The 23857-nt window shown below is 47.8% G+C and carries 27 protein-coding genes and 2 pseudogenes; 2 read left to right on the top strand and 27 right to left on the bottom strand.

Annotated features, from left to right (window positions below):
* Window positions 1-47: 47 nt before the first annotated feature.
* The 25 genes and pseudogenes from HMPREF2675_RS06145 to HMPREF2675_RS06025 form a co-directional block, all read right to left on the bottom strand.
* Window positions 48-1682 (bottom strand): CTP synthase, encoded by a 1635-nt coding sequence (locus HMPREF2675_RS06145; protein WP_070814410.1) that lies wholly within the window; start codon window positions 1680-1682, stop codon window positions 48-50.
* 124 nt (window positions 1683-1806) lie between these two features.
* Window positions 1807-3462 carry an AMP-binding protein gene (locus HMPREF2675_RS06140; protein WP_070814409.1) on the bottom strand — a complete coding sequence of 552 codons (1656 nt, stop codon included), beginning with the start codon at window positions 3460-3462 and terminating at the stop codon, window positions 1807-1809.
* A 92-nt stretch (window positions 3463-3554) separates the two neighbouring features.
* Window positions 3555-4658: a tRNA 2-thiouridine(34) synthase MnmA gene (gene mnmA, locus HMPREF2675_RS06135; protein ID WP_070814408.1), complete on the bottom strand. Its 1104-nt coding sequence runs from the start codon at window positions 4656-4658 to the stop codon at window positions 3555-3557.
* Window positions 4659-4784: 126 nt separating this feature from the next.
* Window positions 4785-5261, bottom strand: coding sequence for a copper chaperone PCu(A)C (locus tag HMPREF2675_RS06130; RefSeq protein ID WP_070814407.1), 477 nt, complete (start codon window positions 5259-5261; stop codon window positions 4785-4787).
* Between the two features lie 131 nt (window positions 5262-5392).
* A complete protein-coding gene (locus tag HMPREF2675_RS06125) occupies window positions 5393-5776 on the bottom strand; it encodes a diacylglycerol kinase (protein WP_070814406.1) in 384 nt (127 codons plus the stop codon).
* A 68-nt stretch (window positions 5777-5844) separates the two neighbouring features.
* On the bottom strand, window positions 5845-6801 hold the full coding sequence (gshB, locus tag HMPREF2675_RS06120) for a glutathione synthase (RefSeq protein ID WP_003745922.1): 957 nt from the start codon (window positions 6799-6801) through the stop codon (window positions 5845-5847).
* Between the two features lie 114 nt (window positions 6802-6915).
* Entirely contained in the window at window positions 6916-8577 is a 1662-nt protein-coding gene (gene recN, locus HMPREF2675_RS06115) for a DNA repair protein RecN (RefSeq protein ID WP_070814405.1), read from the bottom strand.
* A 296-nt stretch (window positions 8578-8873) separates the two neighbouring features.
* Window positions 8874-9482, bottom strand: a complete 609-nt coding sequence (locus HMPREF2675_RS06110; protein WP_070814404.1) for an SMC-Scp complex subunit ScpB — start codon at window positions 9480-9482, stop codon at window positions 8874-8876.
* Between the two features lie 69 nt (window positions 9483-9551).
* Window positions 9552-9785 carry a glutaredoxin family protein gene (locus HMPREF2675_RS06105; protein WP_070814403.1) on the bottom strand — a complete coding sequence of 78 codons (234 nt, stop codon included), beginning with the start codon at window positions 9783-9785 and terminating at the stop codon, window positions 9552-9554.
* Between the two features lie 130 nt (window positions 9786-9915).
* Window positions 9916-10116, bottom strand: coding sequence for a (2Fe-2S)-binding protein (locus HMPREF2675_RS06100; protein WP_003681978.1), 201 nt, complete (start codon window positions 10114-10116; stop codon window positions 9916-9918).
* Window positions 10117-10343: 227 nt separating this feature from the next.
* Entirely contained in the window at window positions 10344-11216 is an 873-nt protein-coding gene (gene xerD / locus HMPREF2675_RS06095; RefSeq protein WP_070814402.1) for a site-specific tyrosine recombinase XerD, read from the bottom strand.
* A gap of 80 nt (window positions 11217-11296) precedes the next feature.
* Window positions 11297-11740, bottom strand: coding sequence for a peroxiredoxin (locus HMPREF2675_RS06090; protein ID WP_004519440.1), 444 nt, complete (start codon window positions 11738-11740; stop codon window positions 11297-11299).
* A gap of 36 nt (window positions 11741-11776) precedes the next feature.
* Window positions 11777-12412, bottom strand: coding sequence for a deoxynucleoside kinase (locus HMPREF2675_RS06085; protein WP_070645075.1), 636 nt, complete (start codon window positions 12410-12412; stop codon window positions 11777-11779).
* Window positions 12413-12509: 97 nt separating this feature from the next.
* A complete protein-coding gene (gene folK / locus HMPREF2675_RS06080; RefSeq protein ID WP_070814401.1) occupies window positions 12510-12998 on the bottom strand; it encodes a 2-amino-4-hydroxy-6-hydroxymethyldihydropteridine diphosphokinase in 489 nt (162 codons plus the stop codon).
* Between the two features lie 15 nt (window positions 12999-13013).
* Window positions 13014-13388, bottom strand: a complete 375-nt coding sequence (locus tag HMPREF2675_RS06075) for a SirB2 family protein (RefSeq protein WP_003745905.1) — start codon at window positions 13386-13388, stop codon at window positions 13014-13016.
* A gap of 52 nt (window positions 13389-13440) precedes the next feature.
* Window positions 13441-14010: a tRNA 5-(aminomethyl)-2-thiouridylate-methyltransferase MnmM gene (locus HMPREF2675_RS06070; RefSeq protein WP_070814400.1), complete on the bottom strand. Its 570-nt coding sequence runs from the start codon at window positions 14008-14010 to the stop codon at window positions 13441-13443.
* Window positions 14011-14088: 78 nt separating this feature from the next.
* Window positions 14089-14385: an RNA chaperone Hfq gene (gene hfq / locus HMPREF2675_RS06065; protein WP_070814399.1), complete on the bottom strand. Its 297-nt coding sequence runs from the start codon at window positions 14383-14385 to the stop codon at window positions 14089-14091.
* 294 nt (window positions 14386-14679) lie between these two features.
* Window positions 14680-16137, bottom strand: a complete 1458-nt coding sequence (gene der / locus HMPREF2675_RS06060; protein ID WP_070814398.1) for a ribosome biogenesis GTPase Der — start codon at window positions 16135-16137, stop codon at window positions 14680-14682.
* A 141-nt stretch (window positions 16138-16278) separates the two neighbouring features.
* A complete protein-coding gene (locus HMPREF2675_RS06055; RefSeq protein ID WP_070461416.1) occupies window positions 16279-16908 on the bottom strand; it encodes a YfgM family protein in 630 nt (209 codons plus the stop codon).
* Window positions 16909-18204, bottom strand: coding sequence for a histidine--tRNA ligase (gene hisS, locus HMPREF2675_RS06050; protein WP_070814490.1), 1296 nt, complete (start codon window positions 18202-18204; stop codon window positions 16909-16911).
* A 117-nt stretch (window positions 18205-18321) separates the two neighbouring features.
* Window positions 18322-18978, bottom strand: a complete 657-nt coding sequence (locus tag HMPREF2675_RS06045; RefSeq protein WP_070814397.1) for a C39 family peptidase — start codon at window positions 18976-18978, stop codon at window positions 18322-18324.
* A gap of 138 nt (window positions 18979-19116) precedes the next feature.
* A pseudogene (locus HMPREF2675_RS06040) lies at window positions 19117-19387 on the bottom strand (hypothetical protein).
* 57 nt (window positions 19388-19444) lie between these two features.
* Window positions 19445-19903, bottom strand: coding sequence for a hypothetical protein (locus HMPREF2675_RS06035; protein WP_070713041.1), 459 nt, complete (start codon window positions 19901-19903; stop codon window positions 19445-19447).
* 66 nt (window positions 19904-19969) lie between these two features.
* On the bottom strand, window positions 19970-20461 hold the full coding sequence (locus tag HMPREF2675_RS11395; RefSeq protein WP_168167156.1) for a hypothetical protein: 492 nt from the start codon (window positions 20459-20461) through the stop codon (window positions 19970-19972).
* 42 nt (window positions 20462-20503) lie between these two features.
* Window positions 20504-20764: pseudogene (locus HMPREF2675_RS06025) on the bottom strand (meta-pathway of phenol degradation family protein); the annotation flags it as partial.
* A gap of 38 nt (window positions 20765-20802) precedes the next feature.
* On the opposite strand from HMPREF2675_RS06025, the gene HMPREF2675_RS06020 reads away from it, so the two are divergent.
* Window positions 20803-21246, top strand: a complete 444-nt coding sequence (locus HMPREF2675_RS06020; RefSeq protein ID WP_283127804.1) for a hypothetical protein — start codon at window positions 20803-20805, stop codon at window positions 21244-21246.
* A gap of 55 nt (window positions 21247-21301) precedes the next feature.
* Here the strand turns inward: HMPREF2675_RS06020 and HMPREF2675_RS06015 are convergent, their stop codons facing one another.
* Window positions 21302-21604 (bottom strand): hypothetical protein, encoded by a 303-nt coding sequence (locus HMPREF2675_RS06015; protein ID WP_070814395.1) that lies wholly within the window; start codon window positions 21602-21604, stop codon window positions 21302-21304.
* Window positions 21605-21815: 211 nt separating this feature from the next.
* Here HMPREF2675_RS06015 and HMPREF2675_RS06010 point away from each other — a divergent pair, with 211 nt between their 5' ends.
* Window positions 21816-22739: an RluA family pseudouridine synthase gene (locus tag HMPREF2675_RS06010; RefSeq protein WP_070814394.1), complete on the top strand. Its 924-nt coding sequence runs from the start codon at window positions 21816-21818 to the stop codon at window positions 22737-22739.
* Between the two features lie 69 nt (window positions 22740-22808).
* Here the strand turns inward: HMPREF2675_RS06010 and adhP are convergent, their stop codons facing one another.
* Window positions 22809-23852, bottom strand: coding sequence for an alcohol dehydrogenase AdhP (adhP, locus tag HMPREF2675_RS06005; RefSeq protein WP_083323887.1), 1044 nt, complete (start codon window positions 23850-23852; stop codon window positions 22809-22811).
* Window positions 23853-23857: the final 5 nt, after the last annotated feature.

Genomic DNA, 23857 nt, shown 5'->3' with positions numbered 1-23857 from the left:
AAAACAAAAAAGCACCCGGATAACGGGTGCTTTTTCAATCACATCAATCAGGCTTTTTTGTTACCCAACGCGGCTTTCACAAACGCACTGAACAAAGGATGGCCTTTGCGCGGATTGGAAGTAAATTCCGGATGGAACTGACACGCGAAGAACCAAGGATGATTCGGCAATTCGATGGTTTCAACCAAACGCTCGCGGCCTGAGGATACGCCGCCGATGACCAAACCGGCTTTTTCCAACTGAGGAACATAATTGTTGTTGACCTCGTAGCGGTGGCGATGGCGTTCGCGGATGTGTTCGCTGCCGTAGATTTTTGCGGCAAGGCTGCCCGGTTTGAGGTCAACTTCTTGCGCACCCAAACGCATGGTACCGCCCAAATCGGCAGATTCGTCACGGGTTTCTACGCTGCCGTCGGCAGTTTGCCATTCGTCAATCAGTGCAACGACAGGCGCGGCGCATTTCAAGTCAAACTCGGTAGAGTTCGCACCCTTCAAGCCTGCGACGTCGCGGGCGTACTCAATCAGGGCAATTTGCATACCCAAGCAGATGCCCAAGTATGGTACGTTGTTTTCACGTGCATAACGTACGGCGGCAATTTTGCCTTCTACGCCGCGTGAACCGAAGCCGCCCGGCACCAAAATCGCATCCATGTCTTTGAGCATGGAAACGTCGCCATTGCCCTTCTCGATGCTTTCGCTGTCGACGAAGGTAATTTGTACGTCGGTTTCAGTGTGAATACCCGCATGTTTCAGGGCTTCGATCAATGATTTGTAGGACTCGGTCAAATCAACGTATTTGCCGACCATCGCGATTTTGACGGTATGTTTCGGATTTTGAATCGCATGAACGATTTTCTTCCATTCGGTCAAATCAGCTTGTTTGACATTCAGTTGGAGCTGCTCGGTGATAATGCTGTCGATGCCTTGGTTATGCAGCATTTCAGGGCATTCGTAAATACTGTCCACGTCGTAGCTGCCCACGATGGCACGTTCTTCAACGTTACAGAACAATGCAATCTTACGGCGCTCGTCCGCAGGCATTTCTCTGTCCATACGGCAGATCAGGATGTCCGGTTGCAAACCGATGCTCAACATTTCTTTAACGGTATGCTGGGTCGGTTTGGTTTTGATTTCGCCTGCAGCGGCAATGTAAGGAACATAGCTCAGATGGGCAAACAATGTATTGTTGCGGCCGAGCTGGCTGCGCATTTGGCGGATGGCTTCCAAGAATGGCAACGATTCGATATCGCCGACTGTACCGCCGATTTCGACAATCGCCACATCATAACCTGCCGCACCCTCATGGATACGGCGTTTGATTTCATCGGTAATGTGCGGAATCACTTGTACGGTACCGCCCAGATAGTCGCCGCGGCGCTCTTTGGCAATCACGTTTTCATAGACTTGGCCGGTACTGAAGCTGTTGCGGCGGGTCATGATGGCGTTGATGAAACGCTCATAGTGCCCCAAGTCGAGGTCGGTTTCTGCGCCGTCATCGGTCACGAATACTTCGCCGTGTTGAAACGGGCTCATGGTACCTGGGTCAACGTTGATATACGGGTCGAGCTTAAGCATGGTCACGTTCAAGCCACGCGACTCGAGAATAGTAGCAATAGAAGCGGCGGCGATACCTTTACCCAAAGAAGATACAACGCCGCCGGTTACGAAAATAAATTTAGTCATGATGTGATACCCATGTTGGAATGTGTGATTTTAACTTGAAGCAACATATTCTGGCAAACGGCAAAAGCTTCAGGCCGTCTGAAAATAGCGTTTTCAGACGGCCTTATCATACTGATTCTATATATCAGCGCAGCTCGCGGCGCAGGATTTTGCCAACGTTGGATTTTGGCAACTCGTCACGGAATTCGATGTCTTTCGGCACTTTATAAGCCGTCAGTTCTTTGCGGCAGAAATCGATTAGCTCTTCCTTAGTTAAAGATGGGTCTTTGCGTACAACGAAGACTTTAATCGCTTCGCCTGTTTTCTCACTTTTCACGCCGATACAGGCGACTTCCAAGACTTTGTCATTGCCGGCCACCACTTCTTCGATTTCGTTCGGATACACATTGAAACCAGATACCACAATCAAATCTTTTTTGCGGTCAACCAGCTTCAACCAGCCTTTTTCATCCATTACAGCAATGTCGCCGGTCTCCAAAAAGCCGCGCGCATCGATTGCTTTGGCGGTTTCTTCCGGACGGTTCCAATAGCCTTTCATCACTTGCGGGCCGCGCACCCACAATTCACCCGGTTGTCCGATCGGTACTTCCTTACCGTCCGCATCACGCAATTCGACCTCGGTTGAAGAAACAGGCAGACCAATACCGCCGCTATATGCTTCGATATTCAAAGGATTACAGCACACACCCGGACTGGCCTCGGTCAAACCGTAAGCTTCCACAATCGGCGTACCGGTAATTTGTTTCCATTTTTCCGCCACGGCTTTTTGCGTTGCCATACCGCCGCCCAAAGTCAGCTTCAAACGGGAAAAATCAACTTCGGCAAAATCCGGACGGTTGACCATCGCATTAAACAGAGTATTCACACCAATAAACACGCTAATCGGCTCTTTTTTCAATTCACCGATAAACCCCTTCATATCGCGCGGATTGGTAATCAGGATGATTTTAGAACCGGTATTCGCAAAGATCATCAGGTTTACCGTCAAGGCAAAGATATGATAAAGCGGCAACGCGGCAATAACCGTTTCTTTGCCTTCGTGCAGGCTGTTTTTAATCCATTCTTTTGCCTGCAACATATTGGCGCAGATATTGCCGTGACTGAGGACGGCGCCTTTCGCCAAACCGGTTGTACCGCCTGTATATTGCAGCAAGGCAGTATCGTCGCGCGTCAATTCGACAGGCTTGAACGTATTTGCTGCACCTTGTTTCAAGGCCGTCTGAAAAGTCACGGTATTGGGAATGCGGTATTCCGGCACCATTTTTTTCACTTTGCGGATGACAAAGTTCATCAACGCGCCTTTAATCATGCCGAACATCTCGCCGACCGACGCGACAATCACATGTTTGATTTGCGTACGCGGCAACACCAACTCCAGCGTATTGGCAAAGTTCTCCAACACGACAATCGTTGTCGCGCCGCTGTCTTTCAACTGATGTTCCAACTCGCGCGGCGTATAAAGCGGATTGGTATTCACTGCCACCAAACCGGCCTGCAGAATACCGAAAAGCGCAATCGGATATTGCAAAACGTTCGGCATCATAATCGCCACGCGCTCACCGCGCGGCAGTTTCAATACGTTTTGCAGGTAAGACGCAAAATTGGTCGCCAACTTGCCTACTTCGGCATAAGTCAGCGTTTTACCCATGTTTTGAAAAGCAGGTTTATCCGCAAATTTTTCGACACTTTGACGGAATACGTCGCTGATGGAGCTGTATTGAGAGATATCGATTTCAGGGCTTACGCCTTGTTCATAGCTTTTGAGCCAGAGTTTTTCCATATTAATCAGTCTTTTATTGAGTCGTTTTTTGGAATCGAGGCCGTCTGAAGGCTTTATTCAATCCGCCGCTTCGTTTTCAGACGGCCCTTTTATTAAGCAGTAATAATGACAGGCTTGTCGGTGGACATGATGATACCGCCGCCCAAGCACACATCGCCGTCATACAGTACCGCAGATTGTCCGGGCGTTACCGCCCATTGCGGCTCGTCAAAGACAAGCTCGATGGTTTCATCATCCAAGTAGCGCAACGTACAAGGTGCGTCGGCCATGCGGTAGCGCGTTTTGCAGGTATAGCGTCCTTCTTTCGGGCGTTCGGGCAATGTGAAACTCAAATCGTTCATCACCAGGCTTTGCGTATAAAGCAAAGGATGGTCATGGCCTTGGACGACAATCAGTTCGTTTTTGGTCAAATCCTTGGCCGCGACAAACCATGGTTCGCCTGCGCCGCCGATACCCAAGCCTTTGCGTTGGCCCAGCGTGTAAAACATCAAGCCGACGTGTTCGCCAACTACTTTGCCCTCAGGGGTAACCATTTTGCCATTATTGGTCGGAAGGTATTTTTGCAGAAATTCGCGGAACGGGCGTTCGCCGATAAAGCAAATACCGGTACTGTCTTTTTTGGTTGCAGTCGGTAATTTGAATTCTTCGGCAAGACGGCGGACTTCAGGCTTTTCCAACTCGCCCAATGGGAAAATCGCGCGCTCAAGTTGGAAAGGCTTGAGGCGGTACAGGAAATAGCTTTGGTCTTTATTTTGATCCAAGCCTTTGAGCAGGTAATGCACGCCGTTGCGAACTTCTTTGCGGGCATAGTGTCCGGTGGCAATGGTATCGGCGCCCTGCTCTATGGCATAGTCCAAAAAGCATTTGAATTTGATTTCGGCATTGCACAAGACATCCGGATTTGGCGTGCGGCCTGCGCTGTATTCTTTGAGGAAATAGGCAAATACGTTGTCTTTATATTGCGCGGCAAAATTGACGATGTCGATATCGATTCCGATGATATCGGCAACGGCAATGGCATCAAAGGAGTCTTGTTTGATGCTGCAATATTCGTCGTTGTCGTCATCTTCCCAGTTCTGCATGAACACGCCGCTGATTTGATGGCCTTGCTGTTTGAGCAGGGCTGCGGTAACGGATGAATCGACGCCGCCGGAGAGGCCGACGATGATGTTTGTTGGTGTGTTGGTAGTATTCATGAGTGGAATGTGGGTTTCAAATACATTTTTTAAAGCGTGATTTTAGCACATTTTGATTTAACGACAGAAAAGGCCGTCTGAAAGCCCAATGACTTTCAGACGGCCTTTATATGCAAATTCAAGCAATTAGTGCTGATGTGCACCACCGTGTGCACCGTGGTCTTGGTGCATGTCGGCTTTAGGTGCGGTTTTCACTTCCAGCTCGACAGTTTGAGGTTTCGCATTTTTGAATTTCAGGGTTACAGGCACTTTTTCGCCTTCTTTCAATTGTTTTTTCAGACCCATGAACATAACGTGGTAGCTGCCTGGTTTCAGCTCGGTTACGCCTTTTGCAGCCAAAGGCACGCCGCCTTTAACTTCGCGCATACGCATAACGCCGTTGTCGTTCACGTGAGTGTGTACTTCAACACGTTCGGCAACAGGACTGCTGCCGCCTACCAAGAAGTCTTGTTTGGCTTCATCGTTTTGGATTTTCATGAATGCGCCACCCATTTTCATACCTTCAACGGTAGCACGTGCCCAACCGTCTTCAATATGGATACCGGCTGCAGATACGGAAGTTGCCAAGCCTGCCAGAATCAGGGTTGCCATTAATTTTTTCATGTTTTGCTCCTTATGTTTGCCACATGGCTGGAATATACGGCCTTCATCTTACAACCGAAGGCCGTCTGAAAACTTTGATATAGATTAACTAATACTATCTAATCCTAATGAATTACCATATTACCACATTTCTAAGCAGTTAATGCAACAATCCAAACAATAAATAACATTAACAAAGCCATCAGTTGCGCGGCCGAACCGGCATCTTTGGCACGCTTGGCCAGCTCGTGTTTTTCAGTAGAGGTATGGTCAACGGCTGCTTCGATGGCTGTATTAAACAATTCGGTAATCAGTGAAATAAACGATGCGACAACAAGCACCATTTTGGTAACCGAGCCGAAATCAAGAAACAACGCCAAGACAATTAAAATCAAGTTCAACCAAAAAACTTGGCGAAATGCGCTTTCATAACGATACGCGGCAGCCAGTCCGTCTTTGGAATAACCAAATGCATTAATGATGCGCTTGATACCGTTTTTTCCTTTTTTTTCAGATGCGTAGGAAGATGGTTCCATCATATACTCAATATTAGAATGCCGTCTGAAAAGAAACAGTCAGGTCAATTTTCAGACGGCCTTTGGGTTTATTGTTTTGCCCAAGATGCCACGGCATCTGCGAACATGGCGGCAACGTCGAAATCTTTTTGCTTCATGATTTCTTGGAAGCCGGTCGGGCTGGTTACGTTGACTTCAGTCAGGTTGCTGCCGATGACATCCAAACCGGCAAGCAAAATACCGCGGCGTTTCAATTCAGGCGCCAGGGTTTCTGCAATTTCACGGTCGCGCTCGCTCAATTCCTGTGCCACGCCGCGACCGCCGGCAGCCAAGTTGCCGCGCGTTTCTCCGTTTTGCGGAATACGCGCCAAAGCATACGGAACAACTTCCCCACCAATAATCAGAATGCGCTTGTCACCATGTACGATTTCAGGAATATAACGTTGCGCCATGATGGTACGTGAATCAAGCTGCATCAGGGTTTCCAAAATACTGCCGATATTGGGGTCGGATTCGGTCAGGCGGAAAATGCCCATACCGCCCATGCCGTCCAAAGGTTTGATGATGATGTCGCCGTGTTCTTTCAAAAAGGCACGGACATCGGCGGAACGTGTTGTAACCAAAGTGGGCGCGGTAAACTGGCTGAAGTTCAAAATCGCCAATTTCTCATTGAAATCGCGCATTGCTTGTCCGCTGTTAAATACTTTTGCGCCCTGCTGCTGTGCCAACGTCAAAAACTGGGTCGCATACAGATATTGCATATCAAACGGCGGATCAGTGCGCATAATGACCGCATCAAAATCTTTTAAGGCCGTCTGAACTTTTGCCTCTGCTTTAAACCATTCGTGATCGTCATCGTTCTTCGCACCGACAAACTCAAATGCCGCTGCCTGAGCCACTACCCAGCCTTCACGGACGGATAATTCTCCGCTCAAGGTATGAAAAAGCTGCCAACCGCGTTTTGCCATTTCACGCATCATGGCGTAAGTAGTGTCTTTATAGGTTTTAAAACTTGCCATCGGATCGGCGATAAACAGGACTTTCATCAAAATTTCCTTGTAAACAGACGCTATAATCATACCTTGTATTCTGCTTGTCTGAAAGGGCGCAAAATACGGAAAAGGCCGTCTGAATTTCATTTTCAGACGGCCTTAAGGCTTTTAGGCGGCGGCCAGATGCAAGAGTTCGGCAGCATGGCTGCGTGTAGTGTCGGTAATGATTTCGCCGCCCAACATACGCGCGATTTCCTCAATGCGCTGATGATGATCCAATACGCTGATTTCGCTGACGGTTTGTTCGCCTTCGCTATGTTTGCGCACCTGCCAATGGTTTTCACCGCAAGAGGCGACTTGGGGAAGATGGGTTACCGCCAAAACTTGATGTTTTTTACCCAAGGCACGCAAAGCTTTACCGACCATTTCGGCGACGCCGCCACCGATACCGGTATCTACTTCATCAAAAATCAATGTCGGCACTTGCGTGTATTGGCTGGCAACCACTTGCAAAGCCAAGCTGATACGCGCCAATTCGCCGCCGGAAGCCACTTTGTTCAAAGGACGGGACGGATTGCCTTTATTTGCCGCCACTTGGAATTGCACCTGCTCCAGACCATGCGCGGTCGGCGAAGACGGCAACAAGACGATGTCAAAACGTGCGCCCTTCATGGCCAAATGTTGCATATGCTCGGTGGTCTCTTCGCCCAAACGGCCGGCCGCCTGATGGCGCATGGCGGAGAGAACGTGAGCGGCTTCGTGGTATTCGGCAAGATTGCGTGCGACTGTATTTTCCAAGGCTTCCAAATCGGCAGCCGCTTGCAGGTTTTGCAGGCGCTCGTCAATTTCTGCCAACTTTTGCGGCAACTCTTCCGGCTCAATGCGGTATTTGCGCGCCATGCTCATCAATTCGCCCATACGGCTTTCTTGTGCGGCCAATTCATTCGGATCGATATCGCTGCGGCCGGCCACATCGCGCATATTGGCACTGATTTCCCCCAACTCGGCTTCAATACTCGCCAACATATTCAGGCTTTCGGCAAAGCGCGGCTCAATGTTTTGCAGATTGCCCAGCAGTTTTTGGCATTGGTAGATTTGACGTTGGATGCCGTTGTCGCCGTCTATGCTTTCGCCCACCTGCTCGGCGGTTTGCAGCAACTCGGCCGAATGCGCCAGGCTGTCGTGGCTTTGGCTTAAGGTTTCCCATTCGTTGGGTTTGAGCTCCAATTGGTTTAATTCATTAAACTGCCATTCCAAACGCTCGCGTTCGATGGCCATGGTTTCTGCCTGCTCTTGTGCTTCTTGCAGGGCTTTTTTCGCATTGACCCAATTTTGATAAAGCTGCTTGACTGTTTCCGCCTGCTCTTTGCTGCCGGCAAATGCGTCCAACAACTCGCGTTGCGCAGACTCTTGATTCAACGAATGATGGGCGTTTTGGCCGTGAATATCGATTAACTGCTCGCCGATGGCTTTCAACTGCGCCAGCGTTGCCGCTTGGTTATTGATATAACTGCGGCTTTTGCCCTTGACATCGATAATACGGCGGATGCTGAGCTCTTCCGCATCTTCTTCCAAAAGACCTTGCTCCTGCAGCTGCGCTTTCAATTCGGGCAAACTGCTGATGTCGAACAAAGCCGACAACTGCGCCTCTTTGGCGCCGTTGCGCACTTGGCTGTAATCGGCTTTGTCGCCCAACAACAGGCCGATTGCATCCAGGGTAATCGATTTGCCTGCGCCGGTTTCGCCCGTTAAAACGGTAAAGCCGTTTTGAAAATCAAGATTCAGGTTTTCAACAATGACAAAATCACGCAAAGAAAGTGCCAACAGCATTGCAGTATTCCTTAGTAAATCACCCGCGCTTATGCGGAATAGCTTTAGATATGCTGATTATAACTAAGATTTTTTATAGTTTGAATCAGATTTTTCTTATGTTTTATCTAAGATATTTATTTTAAACAAATTATTTTTTAAGAAACTGCCCAATACACCACGCTATATTGTTACCCCGGCTGACGTATTCAATGATATAGAGATATAGAGCGTTCATTTAATGCCATAAAACGCTAGAATAACCAACACAAAGGCCGTCTGAAACACAATTGCTTCAGACGGCCTTTACATTTAAATCAATTAATCAGCCTGCTTCCAGGCTCTACTGCTTCTTCAGCCTCCTCATCGCCTGTCGGCGGCGTTTCCATCAAATCAGGCAACACCAGCTCGCCCAATTCAGTCAGCGGCGGCAATTCTTCCAAACTTTCCAAACGCAAATCGCTTAAGAATGTTGCCGTTGTCGCCCACAAAGCCGGACGGCCGACAGAATCACGGTGGCCGATGACTTCAATCCAGCCTCTATCCTGCAAGGTTTGCATGACATTTTGCGACACCGCCACGCCGCGTATGCCTTCGATATCGCCACGCGTTACTGGTTGCTGATAGGCAATAATCGCCAGCGTTTCCATTACGGCGCGGGAATAACGCGGCGCACGCTGCTCTTGCAGGCTGCCCAGTCGTTCAAACGCAGCTTGGGCGATTTGGAAGCGCCAGCCCTCATGGGTATGCACCAATTGCAAAGCCCTGCCCTGCCAGCGGGCCTTCAGTTGCGCCAACACATCAATCAGCTTGTCTTGCGACAACGGCGGCACGCACAATTCGCGCATGGCTTTTTCGTTTAAGGGTTCGATTTGCGTCAACAGCGCCGCTTCAATCAGCGCATCGGGAGAAAGTTTTTCAGTCATAATAAAATCAATGTTCAGACGGCATAAACAGCCAAAGGCCGTCTGAAAGATAATATGGTCAACGGTTTGTTACGCGCTCAAATGCGCTTTCAGTTTTTCTTCGTCCAAAAACCAATGGCAGATTTCGGTATCGCCATCCAACAAAACAGGCACCAGCTCATTGTACTTTTCTTCTAAAACCGGATCTTCATCAACATCGACAATATCCAGCTCAAATCCAAACTGATCCTGATAAGGCTTTAATTGTTCGCGCATTTTGTGGCACAGGCTGCAATACTCCCGAAACATCAAGGTCAGTTTCATAGCGGTTACTCTCGGAGGGACAAAAGCGACCATTGTATAGCAAAATGCCGCCAAACCATACAGGCATGACAAAGGCCGTCTGAATAGGCGCGAGATAACGCCTTCAGACGGCCTTTATGTGTATTCTGAATTAAGACTGAACGTTGATACCGGCAGTCACGGTATTTTGGGCACTGCTCGCAGTCAGAAACGATGCAGCCAATTCACCGCAGCAACCGCAACAAGTCGCCACGCCCAATTGAGCCTGCAAATCGCTCATGGTGGTTGCACCGGCGGCGATGGTCTCTTTGATGTCGTGGTCAGTAATGGCGTTGCAGATGCAGACAAACATGATGTGCTCCAATAATTTTGTTACCCTCTGTAATTGAGAGTAGGATTTATTCTTGAACGTAAATATAAATAAAAACGGTTTGCATTGCAATATTGGCGCTGTCCTTTTGTTTTGAAATTTTTCTATGTAAATTTGTATTTTGATTGTTATTTTATAAATAGTAAACTTTATAACCGTTCAGATGGCCTCAAGAACAAAAAGTGGCATCTTCGAAATGCCGCCTTTATTTATGAACGGGAATGATGTTCATCAACCATGTTTTTCAAACGGATATTGGCCACATGGGTATAAATCTGCGTGGTATTGATGTCGGAATGTCCCAACATCATCTGGACCGAGCGCAAATCAACGCCGTGATTGACCAAATGTGTGGCAAAAGCATGGCGCAAACCGTGCGGGCTGAGCGAAGCAATACCGGCCGCTTCGGCATATTCTTTGACTATCATCCATGCAAGCTGACGGCTGATGCCGCTGCGTTTCTGGCTGACAAACACTTCGTCGCAAATTTTGTTTTTCAGCAACACCGGGCGCGATTCGTTGCAATAGCGTTCCACCCAATATACCGCTTCCTGCCCCAGTGGAACCAGACGCAATTTGTCGCCCTTGCCTATGGTGCGGATACTGCCGCGATGCAAATCGATATCGCTGAGCGTCAATTTGACGGCTTCGGTTACACGCAAACCTGTTGCATACATGACTTCAAGCAAGGCTTTGTCGCGCAGTCCATGCGGCGTTTCCACATCCGGCGCAGCCAGCAGCGCGTCGATTTGGGCTTCGGTAATCAGCGTGGGCAGTTTGCGTTCCGATTTCGGTGCTTTGAGAAAACGGGTGGGATTGTCTGCCCTTTGTCCCGTTTCTTCCAACCAGCCGTACATGCGCTTGCAAGCCGACAATGCCCGCGCTTGGGACGTGTTTTTTTCCCCCTCCGCATACACGGCATCAGACAGGGCAAACTCATCGGCACTCAACCAATCCTGTCCAACCTCAGCCAAACGCGCAGCGATTTTGACCAAATCACGGCGGTAACTTTGCAGCGTATTGTGGCTGAGCCGGTCTTGCAGCCAAAGGGATTCAAGCAACTTGTCTATTAAATCGTCCATATTCATCAAACTGATTGAAAGGCCGTCTGAACGGCATGACTTTACATCCGTTCAGACGGCCTTAGGTTTTCAAAGCCCTATTAAGAGGCTTGAGAGATTGTATCCAAAACTTCCTGCGCGTGTCCGGCCACTTTGACTTTGCGCCATTCATGAGCGATTTCGCCGTTTTCGTCCAGCACAAAGGTGCTGCGCTCGATGCCGAGGGATTCTTTGCCGTAAAGCTTTTTCAGCTTGATCACGTCAAACAGCTTGCAGACGGTTTCTTCTTTGTCGCTCAACAATTCAAACTGGAAGCCTTGTTTAGTGCAGAAATTCTGATGCGATTTGACACCGTCGCGCGAAATGCCGACAACGGTATAGCCCAATGCTTTGAATTGCTCCAATCGGGCATTGAAATCCAAGCCTTCGGTGGTACAGCCGGGAGTACTGTCTTTAGGATAAAAATAGACAACCAACGGCAAATGTTCGGCGGAGTTAAAATCGCTGCCGGAAGAAGATGGGAGTGTGAATTGATATTTTGACATATTATTCCTTTCAGACGGCCTAAACCTAGCCTTCGTTTATTTTTCGCTTAAATTCAAATAACTGCGCGTACCTTGAAAATCTTCCAATGCGCGCAACAAAAGCTGGAAGTGGTCGTCATTGCCGGCCAAATCCAACTCATCAGCATTGACGGTCAGCAAAGGCGCGCTTTGATACAAATGGAAGAAATGACTGTATTCGTCATGCACCCGTCCCAAATAGCCTTCAGGAAACAAGCTGATAATGCCTTCGTGACGTTTTTGCAGGCGTTTGCGGTTGTTTTCGACGGCGGTTTGCAGATAAATTACCACATCGGGTTCCGCGTATTGCGGCAAAATACGTTGCTTCATATCGGCAAAAAGCTGCTGCTCGTCATTATTCAAAACGATAGGCGTAAAAATACGGTCTTTTTCCAATAAAAAGTCAGCCACAACCATTCCGCCTTGCGCACATTGGTCTTCAATAATATTCACGCTTTCAGCGCGGCGCGTCAGGAAGAAAAGCTCGGCAGCCAAACCATTATTGGAAACATTACTGTAAAACTTCATAAGAAACGGATTATGATCCGGATTTTCCGACAACAGCAACGCACTGAAATGCTCTGCCAAGCGGCGGCTCAAAGCAGTCTTGCCGCTACCGATGGCGCCTTCGACAACAATATAACGAGGATTCATAGTAACTCTTTGTAATGTGTTTCCCAACAATATTTTATAGCAAAAAAGGCGTGTCCAACACGCCCTTTCTTGTTTCAGCCTGTTTTTCAGACGGCCTTTATTCTTTCAACAGGCGAATACCCTGCCCGCCCAAAGCCTGAGCCAAATCAGCCGCACGGCCATGCTCGCCCAACTCGAAATCCGGAAGGATTTCTGCCAGCGGCAACATCACAAAACTGCGCTCATGCGCGCGCGGATGCGGCAAGGTCAGATGCGGATCATCGCTGCGGATACCGTCAAAATCGATGATGTCCAAATCCAAGGTGCGCGGCGCATTACGGAAGCTACGCTCTCGCCCAAATTCCGCCTCGATGCGGTTTAACTCTGCCAACAGCGCCACGCCGTCCAATGAAGTTTTCACGGCACACACGGCGTTCACAAAATCGGGCTGATTGTCATAGCCGACCGGCGCAGTCAGATACAGGGAAGAAGCCTTTTCGAGCCGGATATGCGGATGCGCGTCCAATTCGGCCAAAGCGGCGCGAACCTGTTCGGCAGGATTGGCAAGATTACTGCCCAAAGCGACAACGGCAAAATGCGGATACATTTCAGACGGCCTCTTTTAAAACGGCAGTGTTTTGGTTTTGGCAAGAAAAACAATCGTGGCAACACACGACATGGCCAAAACATAGACGATATAAAATTTCGGCGAACGCGGACGCGAACGCATCATAATCATGCCCAACACAATATAAACCAGCAACAGCAGGATTTTCATGCCGAGCCACGGTGCATTGAACGGCGAAAAATGGGTAATCTTCATTAGCCACAAGCCGGTAAACAGCAACATGGTGTCGTTCAAATGCGGCATGGCTTTCCAAATGCCTGCCAACGGTTTTTCAGGATGACGCCAAAGCATGAAAAAGCGGATGTTAAACAGCAAAATGGTAATGGTTACAAAAATCTGGTGGCTGTATTTGACGAACAGGTATTGCATAACAGTTTCTTGTCGATAGAAGGAATTAAAGCGGCTATTTTACCGCAAACATCTATTTCTGACGCAACTTTTCAACCGCCAGCAGATAGGGCGGCGCATTGCGGCGGTTGACAAAGCCATAGCGCAACACGGCAAAGGCTTCCTGCGGCAAAGCCTCCGCCCATTGCATAATCGCCTCAGCCTCTATTCGGCCGGCTTCATGCCCCGGATACAATACCGCCACGGCAAGCCTGCCCTCTTTCAGCAAACCCAAAGTATCCGTCAGCGCACGGATGCTGCTTGCCGCTTCAGTCGTACAGCTTTTATCGCCGCCCGGCAGCCAACCGAAATTAAATACTGCGGCATCTAAAGGCTCGTCGATATAAGATAAAACGTTTTCATGGCCGTCATGTATCAGGGCTACTCGGCCATCTACGCCGTTTTCTTTCAGACGGCCTTGAGTCTGCGCCAGTGCTTTAGATTGCACATCAAAAGCCCACACCTTACCCGTTTCGCCAACCAATTGCGCCAACAGCAAAGTATCATGTCCGTTTCCGGCCGTCGCATCCAAAGCACGGCCGCCTGCTTTTAAGGCTTGTCGTAACAGGGAATGTGCAAAGGGAAGAATGTTTTCAAGCAGCATGATAAAGGTCGTCTGAAAATAAAAATACCCTACCGCAAAAGCGGTAAGGTATTGAAAAACAGGAATGCGTTACATCATTTATTCGGCAGGTTGTTGCACAGTCTCAACTTGAACCGGAGTAGCTGCGGCAGCGGCTTGAGGTTGTTTGTTTTCGTGTTGCAGGCTGACTGCGCGTGCAGGAACGATTGTTGAGATAGCGTGTTTGTAAACCATTTGAGTGACGGAAGTATTACGCAGCAGAACAACGTACTGGTCGAATGATTCCACTTGGCCTTGCAGCTTGATGCCGTTTACCAAGTAGATTGAAACCGGAACGTGCTCTTTACGCAACGCATTCAAAAAAGGATCTTGTAACATTTGTCCTTTAGCTGTCATATTCTTGAGCTCCATTATTATGATTGTAAAGACGCCAAAATCGACGTTTGATGGGATTGTAGCCCCGAATAGAATAAATTACCAACTATTTTTTTCTATCACACCGTTTAGGAATCCAGCAATAAGGGAAATTCCCGACAAACCGACTGTTTCATTTTCATCTTCACGCCCCTTCCCAATCCCGATTTTATGTATTTTGATTCCGGAAAATCCAATAGATAAATATCATGAAAAATAAATAACTTACATTCCATCATAAAAGGCCGTCTGAAATCGTTCAGACGGCCTTTATGCTTATTTGCTGAATTGTTTTTTCACGCTGACTTTGTTTTTCTTCTTGAAGCGGTTTTTCTCTTCCTTGCGGCCTTCGCGCTTCTCGATACGGTTGCTCAGGCTGACGCGGCGCAGCGGTTTTTTCTTCGGTTTGTCTTCCGCATTTTCATACGGGTTTTCCGAAACATTGTATTGAATTCTGAGCGGCGTGCCTTGAAGATTAAAGGCTTTGCGGAATGTTTGGGTCAGATAGCGTGTGTAGCTGTCTGAAATCGCGTGCAGCGAATTGCCGTGTACCACAATCACCGGCGGATTCATGCCGCCTTGGTGGGCATAACGCATTTTCGGACGCACCAAGCCTGCGCGCGGCGGCTGTTGACGCTCGATAGCACTTTGCAATACGCGCGTGATTTTCGGCGTCGGCATCTTAATCATCGCCGCATTGTAGGCAGCCTGAATGCTTTCAAACAAACCGTCTATACCGCGCTCTTTCAATGCAGAAATAAAGTGGAACTTAGCAAAATCAAGGAAATACAGTTTGCGGTTAATATCACGTTTCACTTGCTCGCGGCGCTCTTCGCTGATACCGTCCCATTTGTTGACCGCCACCACCAAGGCACGGCCTGCTTCCAAAGCAAAACCTGCAATCGTCGCATCTTGGTCGGCGATATCTTGTTGAGCGTCCAACACCAAAACAGCAACGTTTGCCGCCTCAACCGCCTGCATGGCTTTGATAACGGAGAACTTTTCCACTGTTTCATCCACTTTGCCGCGACGGCGCACACCTGCGGTATCGATGATGGTAAACGGTTTGCCTTCACGTTCAAAATCAATATGGATACTGTCGCGCGTCGTGCCTGCCATATCGAAGGCAATCACGCGCTCTTCGCCGAGAATGGCGTTTACCAAGGTTGATTTACCGACATTTGGACGGCCGATTACAGCAAAAACAGGATGTTTCGCTTCTTCCTCTTCCTTTTCAGGCTCAGGGAAGGTTTCCAAAATATCTTCAATCAAATAATACACACCATCGCCGTGCGCACCTGAAATCACATAAGGGTCGCCCAAAGCAAGTTCGTAGAACTCGGCGGCAAGCACGGCCCTATTGCCGCCCTCGCCTTTATTCACGGCCAAATAAACGGGACGCGGGCTTTGGCGCAAACGGTCGGCAATGATTTTATCTTGCGGTGTCAAACCGGTGCGACCATCCACCAAAAACACAACCGCATCGGCTTCATCGACAGCCTGCAAGGTTTGTTTTGCCATTTCGTGCAAAATGCCGCTGTCCACAACCGGCTCAAAACCGCCGGTATCGATGACCAAATAAGGTTTGCTGCCGACTTTGCCATGACCGTAATGGCGGTCACGCGTTAAGCCTGGCAAGTCATGCACGAGCGCGTCTTTGGTGCGCGTCAAACGGTTGAATAAAGTAGATTTGCCGACATTGGGACGGCCGACAAGCGCGATGGTTGGTTTCATGATTGAGTCTTTCTGTGTCAAGTGCCGCCTAAAAACGGGAGCGGAACACAAGCAGGTGTTTTAAAAACACAGTTGATAAGGATAAGTGTAGGCCGTCTGAAAAGTCATTGCAACTTCAGACGGCCTTGATTTCAAACAAACTTATTTCAAGCTGTCGATTTTCATTTGCAGCAATTCGCGGCCTACTGCGGTTTGCGGCATTTTGCTCAAAGCAGCTTCGTAACTTTGTACGGCTTCTTTGGTTTTATTTTGGGCAACGTAAACATCGCCTTTAGTTTCCAGCATCAAAGGCTCGAAGTCAGCCTCAACCTGAGTATTCAGGGCATTGATGGCGGCATCGTATTTTTTCTGCTGCAACAGGACAACGCCCAAACGTTGCGCCGCCAAAGCTTGAACCAGCGGTGCGTTTTGGTTTTTCAGCACCCAATTCAAATGACCTTCCGCCACATCATAACGGCCGGCATCAAACTCGGTTGCCGCTACCATCAAAGTGGCTTGGGCTGTCGAAATAGAATCAGGATAGTTTTTTTGCAATTCGGCCAAATCGGCATTGATGGCTTTTTGGTCGGTTTTTTGCTGCGCCTTTTCCACCATTTGCGCCAATACGGCGGCGGCTTCCTGATCTTTTGACGCTTTTTGGCCTTGGTAAATGGTGTAACCCAAATACCCCAAAGCCGCCACGATCAGCAAGGCAAAGATCCAACGGCCGGTTTTTTTCCAAAAATATTTAAAGTTGTCTAACTCTTGTTGTTCTTCCAAATGGGCTGCCATTTATGCGTTCTTCCATTGTTGTAAAGTGTCTGTCAAATCAGCGGCGGCAACGGTTTGTTGTTCGTGTTTGCCCTGCATATCTTTCAGGGTAACCGTACCGTTTGCCAGCTCATCCTGAGCCACAATCAGGGCAAAGCGTGCGCCACTGTTGTCTGCTTTTTTCATTTGCGCTTTCAGACTCTGATAGCCGGAATGCTGCATCACATTGAAGCCTTGAGCGCGCAAGGCTTGCGCGTATTTCATCACCTGCAAGTCCGCGCCTTCGCCTTGGTGCATTGCATAGACATCAGGCGCGGCGTTCACTTCCAGCGAGCCGTACGCGCTCACCAAAAGCAGCAGGCGCTCAATACCCATTGCAAAGCCGATAGACGGCGCAGGTTTGCCGCCAAGTTCTTCAATCAAACCATCGTAACGGCCGCCACCGCACACAGTCGCCTGCGCGCCGAGTTTGTCGGTCGTCCACTCAAAAACCGTCTGATTGTAGTAATCCAAACCGCGTACCAAGCGCGGATTTTCAATATATTGAATACCCAAACCGTCCAACATCGCCTTGAAGCGTACATAGTGGTTTTGCGAAGCCTCGCCCAAGTAATCCACCAAACGCGGCGCCGCGTTGCAGATTTCCTGCAAATCAGGGTTTTTCGTATCCAAAACGCGCAAAGGATTGGTTTTCAGACGGCGTTTGCTGTCTTCATCCAGTTGCGCCTCATAGCGGGTCAAATATTCAACCAATGCCGCACGGTGTGCCGCGCGTTCCTCACGGTTGCCCAAGCTGTTGATTTCCAAAGTCAGGTATTCGCGAATACCTAATTTTTCCCACAAGTCGGCAGACATCGCGATGATTTCCGCATCAATATCCGGCCCTTCAAAACCTAAAGCCTCGATACCGACCTGATGGAACTGACGATAACGGCCTTTTTGCGGACGCTCACGGCGGAACATCGGCCCCATATACCACAGCTTTTGCGGGCTGTTGTACAGAAGGTTGTGTTCGACCACCGCACGCAGACAAGAAGCCGTACCTTCAGGGCGCAGGCTCAAACTCAAAGAATCGTTTGAATCGGAGAAGGTGTACATTTCCTTGCCAACCACATCGGTTTCCTCACCGATGGAGCGGACAAACAAACCGGTTTGCTCAACAATCGGCGTACGGATTTGCTGATAGCCGTAAGCACGTGTCCAACGGCCGACCGTATCTTCAAACGCCTGCCAAAACGCAGCCGTCAGTTTGAAATCTTTTTGTTCGACAGGTAAAAGGTCATTCATACCTTTTACAGATTGAATTTTTTGTGCCATTTCAATATGGGATAAGCGAAAATCAAATAGTTGGGCATTATAGCTGATTTTTAAGGGTTTGTGAGGTTGGGAACAAATCAAAAGGCCGTCTGAAACAGTTTTCAGACGGCCTTTGACTCAGTCTACACGCCGTAGCCTGATTTGTTTGACTGCAAATTCCGTCTGCCGCTTGGGATGATGTGTAAAAAACAATTTATTTGAAATCGTCTCCGCTTTTTTCGGTACGACAGCCAAAATTTTACCTGCCAAATTTCCCTCACGGGTTTTCCAAGCATCCAAAAACTGCGCCCTGCTCATGGAAACATGACCCAGCGACGGGTCGGCAAGCAAAACCGTATTGCCGTCTATGCCGCGCAATACCGAGAAATGATCATCCTTGCGGTATTTCAAATACACGATGACGGGGATTTTCAACTGCGCGAGCTGCTCGAAAGACAGGGCATAGCCTTTCGCTTCAAAACCCAAATCAGGCATAATGCGCTGCATATCCTCAAACGACGCGCGCATCTGCTCCTTATCCAGTTTTTTCAACACTTCTTCCTCCGTCAGCTTTTGCCCGTAAAAATTGTTCAAAAGCGTCGCCACCGAAGCCGCCCCGCAGGAAAAATCCAAATCCTGTTTTACAATATTGAAATCGCGCCTCTCTTTCCAACTTTGCACTTTGATTTTTCCGTAAACAACAGGATTATCGTTAAACATAGGTGCAGCATTCAGAAGACCGGATAAAGAAACGGCAATCGGCACTGACAGACAAATACGTTTTAACATCATCATACCTTCTAAAGATATATGTAAGAGGTCGTCTGAAAAAGCTTTCAGACGACCTCTTACATAATTATTCTTAATAGTATAAATAGTAAGGAATATAACAGGTATTAGGGGCAAACCATGTTGCACCATGACCTACTGCCCTTACCGCTTCTTAGACAGTCTTTTTACGAATACCATCATCAGGATTGTCCAAAAAAAAAATATTTGATAAATATATTGCAAGATATTTTATTCCAACTTCATCCGAAACAGAAACTAATATATTTTTAATTAATACATAGCCGATTATTACATTTATTATTCCTATAATATATAAGGATCTTCCCAAAATTTTTTTTGATTTTATTTTAGGCATATATTTTATCCATACTAAAATACAGCCCAATGTCGAAAAGAAAATAACAGGAAACACTACCTTACCTCCTCTTGCCTCCAACCAAACCGATAGCAGGTTTGGTTGGAAATTGGTTTATTTATTTATAAACACTATTTCCATATCTTCCGATATAAAAAAATACTTATCAAACTTCTCAAAATTAAGTTCTATTTTTTCCATATTATTCAGATCAGTATTATCTCCTATGATACGGAGAACTACATTTCCTAACAAGCAAAGATTATGAACTACATGAACCAGTTCGGTGGAAGGTGTATATCCACCTTGCAACTTAATATTATTTTTTTGTGCATTTTTTACCTGTAAATTAAATTTTTTAGAATTCTCTTCGTAGGAAAGAATCGTCCCTTCCGGAAAAATGACTGTTCTGCACAGTAATTTGTCCGCATTATTATAATGCAGCGTATTTTTTGAAAAAAATAATTTATTATTTGGAAATTTTCTTATAATTTCAGAACTTGACCAACGGCTATTTTTTAAAAAAGAAACCTGCTCGTTATTAGTACTATCAATTTCAAATTCAATTATCATCGCTACCCCTCTTAAAATACACAATATGCTTGGGCAATTATTGCCCAAGCCCGCAACAAATTCTAATTATTTTGGAGTCTTAGCCAATTGGCGTCCGTAAAAAATATGAGCTCTCGAACTACTAAGGTTAAGATTAGGTTTCGTAGCCTGATAATGTGAGTAATTTACTGTGCCATTTACATGACCACTAGGTCCATGTCTAAGAATATTATTTCTTCCGTGAACTTGCGCTGCCAAATTTTTTGCTTGATTAGCACGTGCTACATGAGCAGCTTGATATGACCCATTACGCAACAGGCTGGCTGCAACGCGTGGGGTTGCATATCTTGCAGCAACAAAAGTACCTATCCTAGTTAAATACCCAAGTGCCACCAACGGCGCCATCGCCCCCTCAGTCTCTTTCATCTCCTCCTGAGAAAGCTCCGCCAACTCCATAGGCGTATCTGCCTGCGTGTGGAACACTTGGTTTTCAAATGTCTGATTGTCGAAGCTGTTTGCCAGTGTGGGAGCGGCAATCATCGTCAGAATCATCATGGCTGCGGTGATTTGTTTTTTCATAAAAGTCCCTTTGCTTATAAGGTTGGAAAATCAAAGCCCTGCTTAAAACGTATGCTGTACGCCCAATTTCAGTTCGGAGCTGCTCTGCCCTGAAATATTGAAGCGTGCGGATGCGTTTAAAGACGTGGCTTTGGAGAAGCCGAAGCCTGCGCCGAAATGGGCGTAGGTGGATGTGTTTCCGGAGGATTCCCGTTTGCCGTCCGTCTGGTCGGGCTGCCTACCCAACCATTGGATGCCGCCTGTGAGGCTGATCCTGTCGTTGGCGGCGAAGGAGATATTGGGATTCAGCATCCAGTAGTTGCCCAATATGAAAAAACTACCCTCCCTTTTTCTCCCAAGCAATGGCTACAAATAAGGCCACAAATAATCAAACGAAAATAGATTTAGTCAAAAAGGTTTATCTGACCAAAGTGGATTTAGGCTCTGAACACAATCGTGTTACTACGTCTGAACTACAAAAAATCATCCGAAAATTCAATAAATCCGACACAAATATCCGTAAGCAACCCGATGTGGAGATGGTGTGTGATATGCCGATACATTACTACTTGGGCTTTGGTCAGGATCATCCTGACAACTTCCATAAAACCTTGCAAGTCAAGGTCACTTCTCCTCATACCGTCCGGGCAACATTTAAACAATTTGACGGCCATAGGGTCGGTGCAGATTTCACGTTGAAATGTACGGAAAACCGTTGTTTAATAGATGATTTTAAGATGATTGGCAATCAAACCAGTATCAAAACTGATTACAAACTTGTTTTGCGCAAACGAAAATGTGAGTGAGCCAACAAAACAAAAGGGCTGTCCAAACAAATGGAGCAGCCCTTTGATTTTGTAATCAAGGTCGTGAAGGATGCGGATTTAAGCGAACAGGCGGCAAATTAGGTTTTCCGTATTGGGAAACAGCTTGTCTGCCTGAAGCCGCTTTCCCTGACTGCATGACGCCGCTATCGTTGCGTATTGGATGTGCGGCATACTCGTCTTGATTTAATTGTGAACCTTCTTCATTGACTTCATGCTCTACCACAAGTTCATACTCATTATCGTATGCCTTACTCTTGCCAAGCCGAACTTCCCCTCCCGCCATAGCGGATACGGAAAATACAGATAACATGATGATTATGCCGATTTTTTTCTGCACAATATTCTCCTTTTCTCAAAAATTGCTTCTTTATCATTTCTGTAATTTATGCCATAAAAGCAAGCTCAAACAAAACCAGTTTATCTGGTTCCATTTATAGAGGCTATTTAAACACAAAACCTGCATCAATACATATCTATTATTAGAAGTTTATTTTCCATATAAACAAGGCCGTCTGAAAAAATCCTAAAAACCGAGTACAATCCGCCGCATGAAAAAACGTACCAATCCCCTACCCCTTTTAGACGGTGTCAAACCCAGTTATTTGGTTTTGCCGCACGAAAAGCAGTTTTACGGCTTGCCGCTGCTGCATTTTCTATGCGCTCATTTTCCCTTTGTCGGCGAAGAAAACTGGCGGCGGCGGCTGAACAGCGGTTTTGTGGTGGGCGCGGATGGCGTGCCGTTTGATGAAAATACCTTGTTCGAACCCGGCAAGACGATGTTTTATTACCGTGAAACCAGCCGTGAGAGCGAGCCGCGTATTCCGTTTGAAGAAAAGATTTTGCATATTGACGAGCATTTGATTGTAGTGGACAAACCGCATTTTCTGCCCGTCATCCCCAGCGGCAGGTTTTTGCGGGAAACTTTGCTCACGCGCCTGCGTTTGCGGCCTGAATTGCAGCATTTGAATGTTGAAGACATTACGCCGATTCATCGCTTGGATAAAGATACGGCAGGCGTTATGCTGCTTTCGCTCAACCCTGCCACGCGTCGCGATTATCAGACCATGTTCCAAGAAAAAACCGTCCGAAAAACCTATGAAGCGGTTGCGCCGACTCGGACGGACTTGGACTATCCACTGGATATTTCGTCACGAATGGAACGCGGCGAAAAATTCTTTCTCACGCGTGAAACGGAAGGCGAACCCAACGCCCACACAACCATCGAACTTATCGAAAACCGCGGCGCGTTCAGCCTCTACCGCCTCACGCCGCATACCGGAAAGAAACACCAGCTCCGCGTGCATATGATGAGTTTGAACATGCCGCTGATGAACGATGCGCTTTACCCTACCCCATTGGCGGCCGGTGATGAAGACTATGATAAACCTTTAAAACTTCTGGCCAAAAGAATAGAGTTTACCGATCCTGTCAGCGGAGAAATCCGCGCATTTGAAAGCGGCTTTACGCTTTAAGTTATCCAATCCAATAAAAAAGGCCGTCTGAAAAGTTTCAGACGGCCTTTTTGTCACGGAATCATTTGATTAGTGATGAATGCAGCTGCACTCTTTGTTCATATCAATCACCATACGACCGGTAATTTTACCTTCGCGCATTTCTTGGAAGATGGCAGGTGCTTCATCCAAAGCACGCAATTCGACTTTAGGCACAACCAAACCTTCTGCGCCGAATTGGAATGCTTCTTCCAAATCTTTACGGGTACCGACCAGAGAGCCGACCACTTCGATGCCGTCCAAGACCAGACGAGGGATGGACAGGTCCATAGATTCGGGCGGCAGGCCAATGGCGACGACGCGACCGCCCGCGCGGACGCAGTCCACAGCGGAGTTGAATGCGGCGGCGGATACGGCGGTAACAACGGCTACGTGTGCACCGCCGGTTTTTTCCTGAATCACTTTGGCGGCATCTTCTTTGGCAGCGTTGATGACTAAATCTGCGCCACTTTCTTTAGCGAATGCCAGTTTTTCATCGTTGATGTCGATGGCGACGACGTGTGCGCCAAATACTTTTTTCGCGTATTGAACCGCCAAGTTGCCCAAACCGCCTGCGCCGTAAATCGCAATCCATTGGCCCGGACGGACGCCGGAAACTTTAATCGCTTTATAAGTGGTCACACCGGCACAAGTAATGCTCGAAGCTTGCGCAGGATCCAAGCCTTCTGGGACTTTGACCGCGTAATCGGCACTCACGATACAGTGGGTCGCCATGCCGCCGTCGGCAGTATAGCCTGCGTTCAATACAGAGCGGCACAAGGTTTCGCGGCCGGTATTGCAGTATTCGCAAGAACCGCAGCTTTGGAACAGCCATGCGATGCTGACACGGTCGCCGACTTTCAGATTTTTCACACCGTCGGCAACTTCTTTAACCAAACCGATGCCTTCGTGTCCCAACACGCGACCCGGTTTGTCGCCGTAATCTCCTGCCGCAACGTGCAAGTCGGTGTGGCACACGCCGCAATACTCGACTTCCACCAACGCCTCGCCGTATTCCAGCGGACGCAGTTCGCGTTCAACAACTTCTACATCACCTGCTACATCTTTGTTTACTACCACAGCATGCATTTTCATGGAGC

The sequence above is a fragment of the Neisseria sp. HMSC061H08 genome, assembly GCF_001836795.1.
Classification (GTDB): Bacteria; Pseudomonadota; Gammaproteobacteria; order Burkholderiales; family Neisseriaceae; genus Neisseria; species Neisseria subflava_A.
Note: the sequence above shows the minus strand (reverse complement) of the source record. Positions and strands in the feature narration are given on the sequence as shown.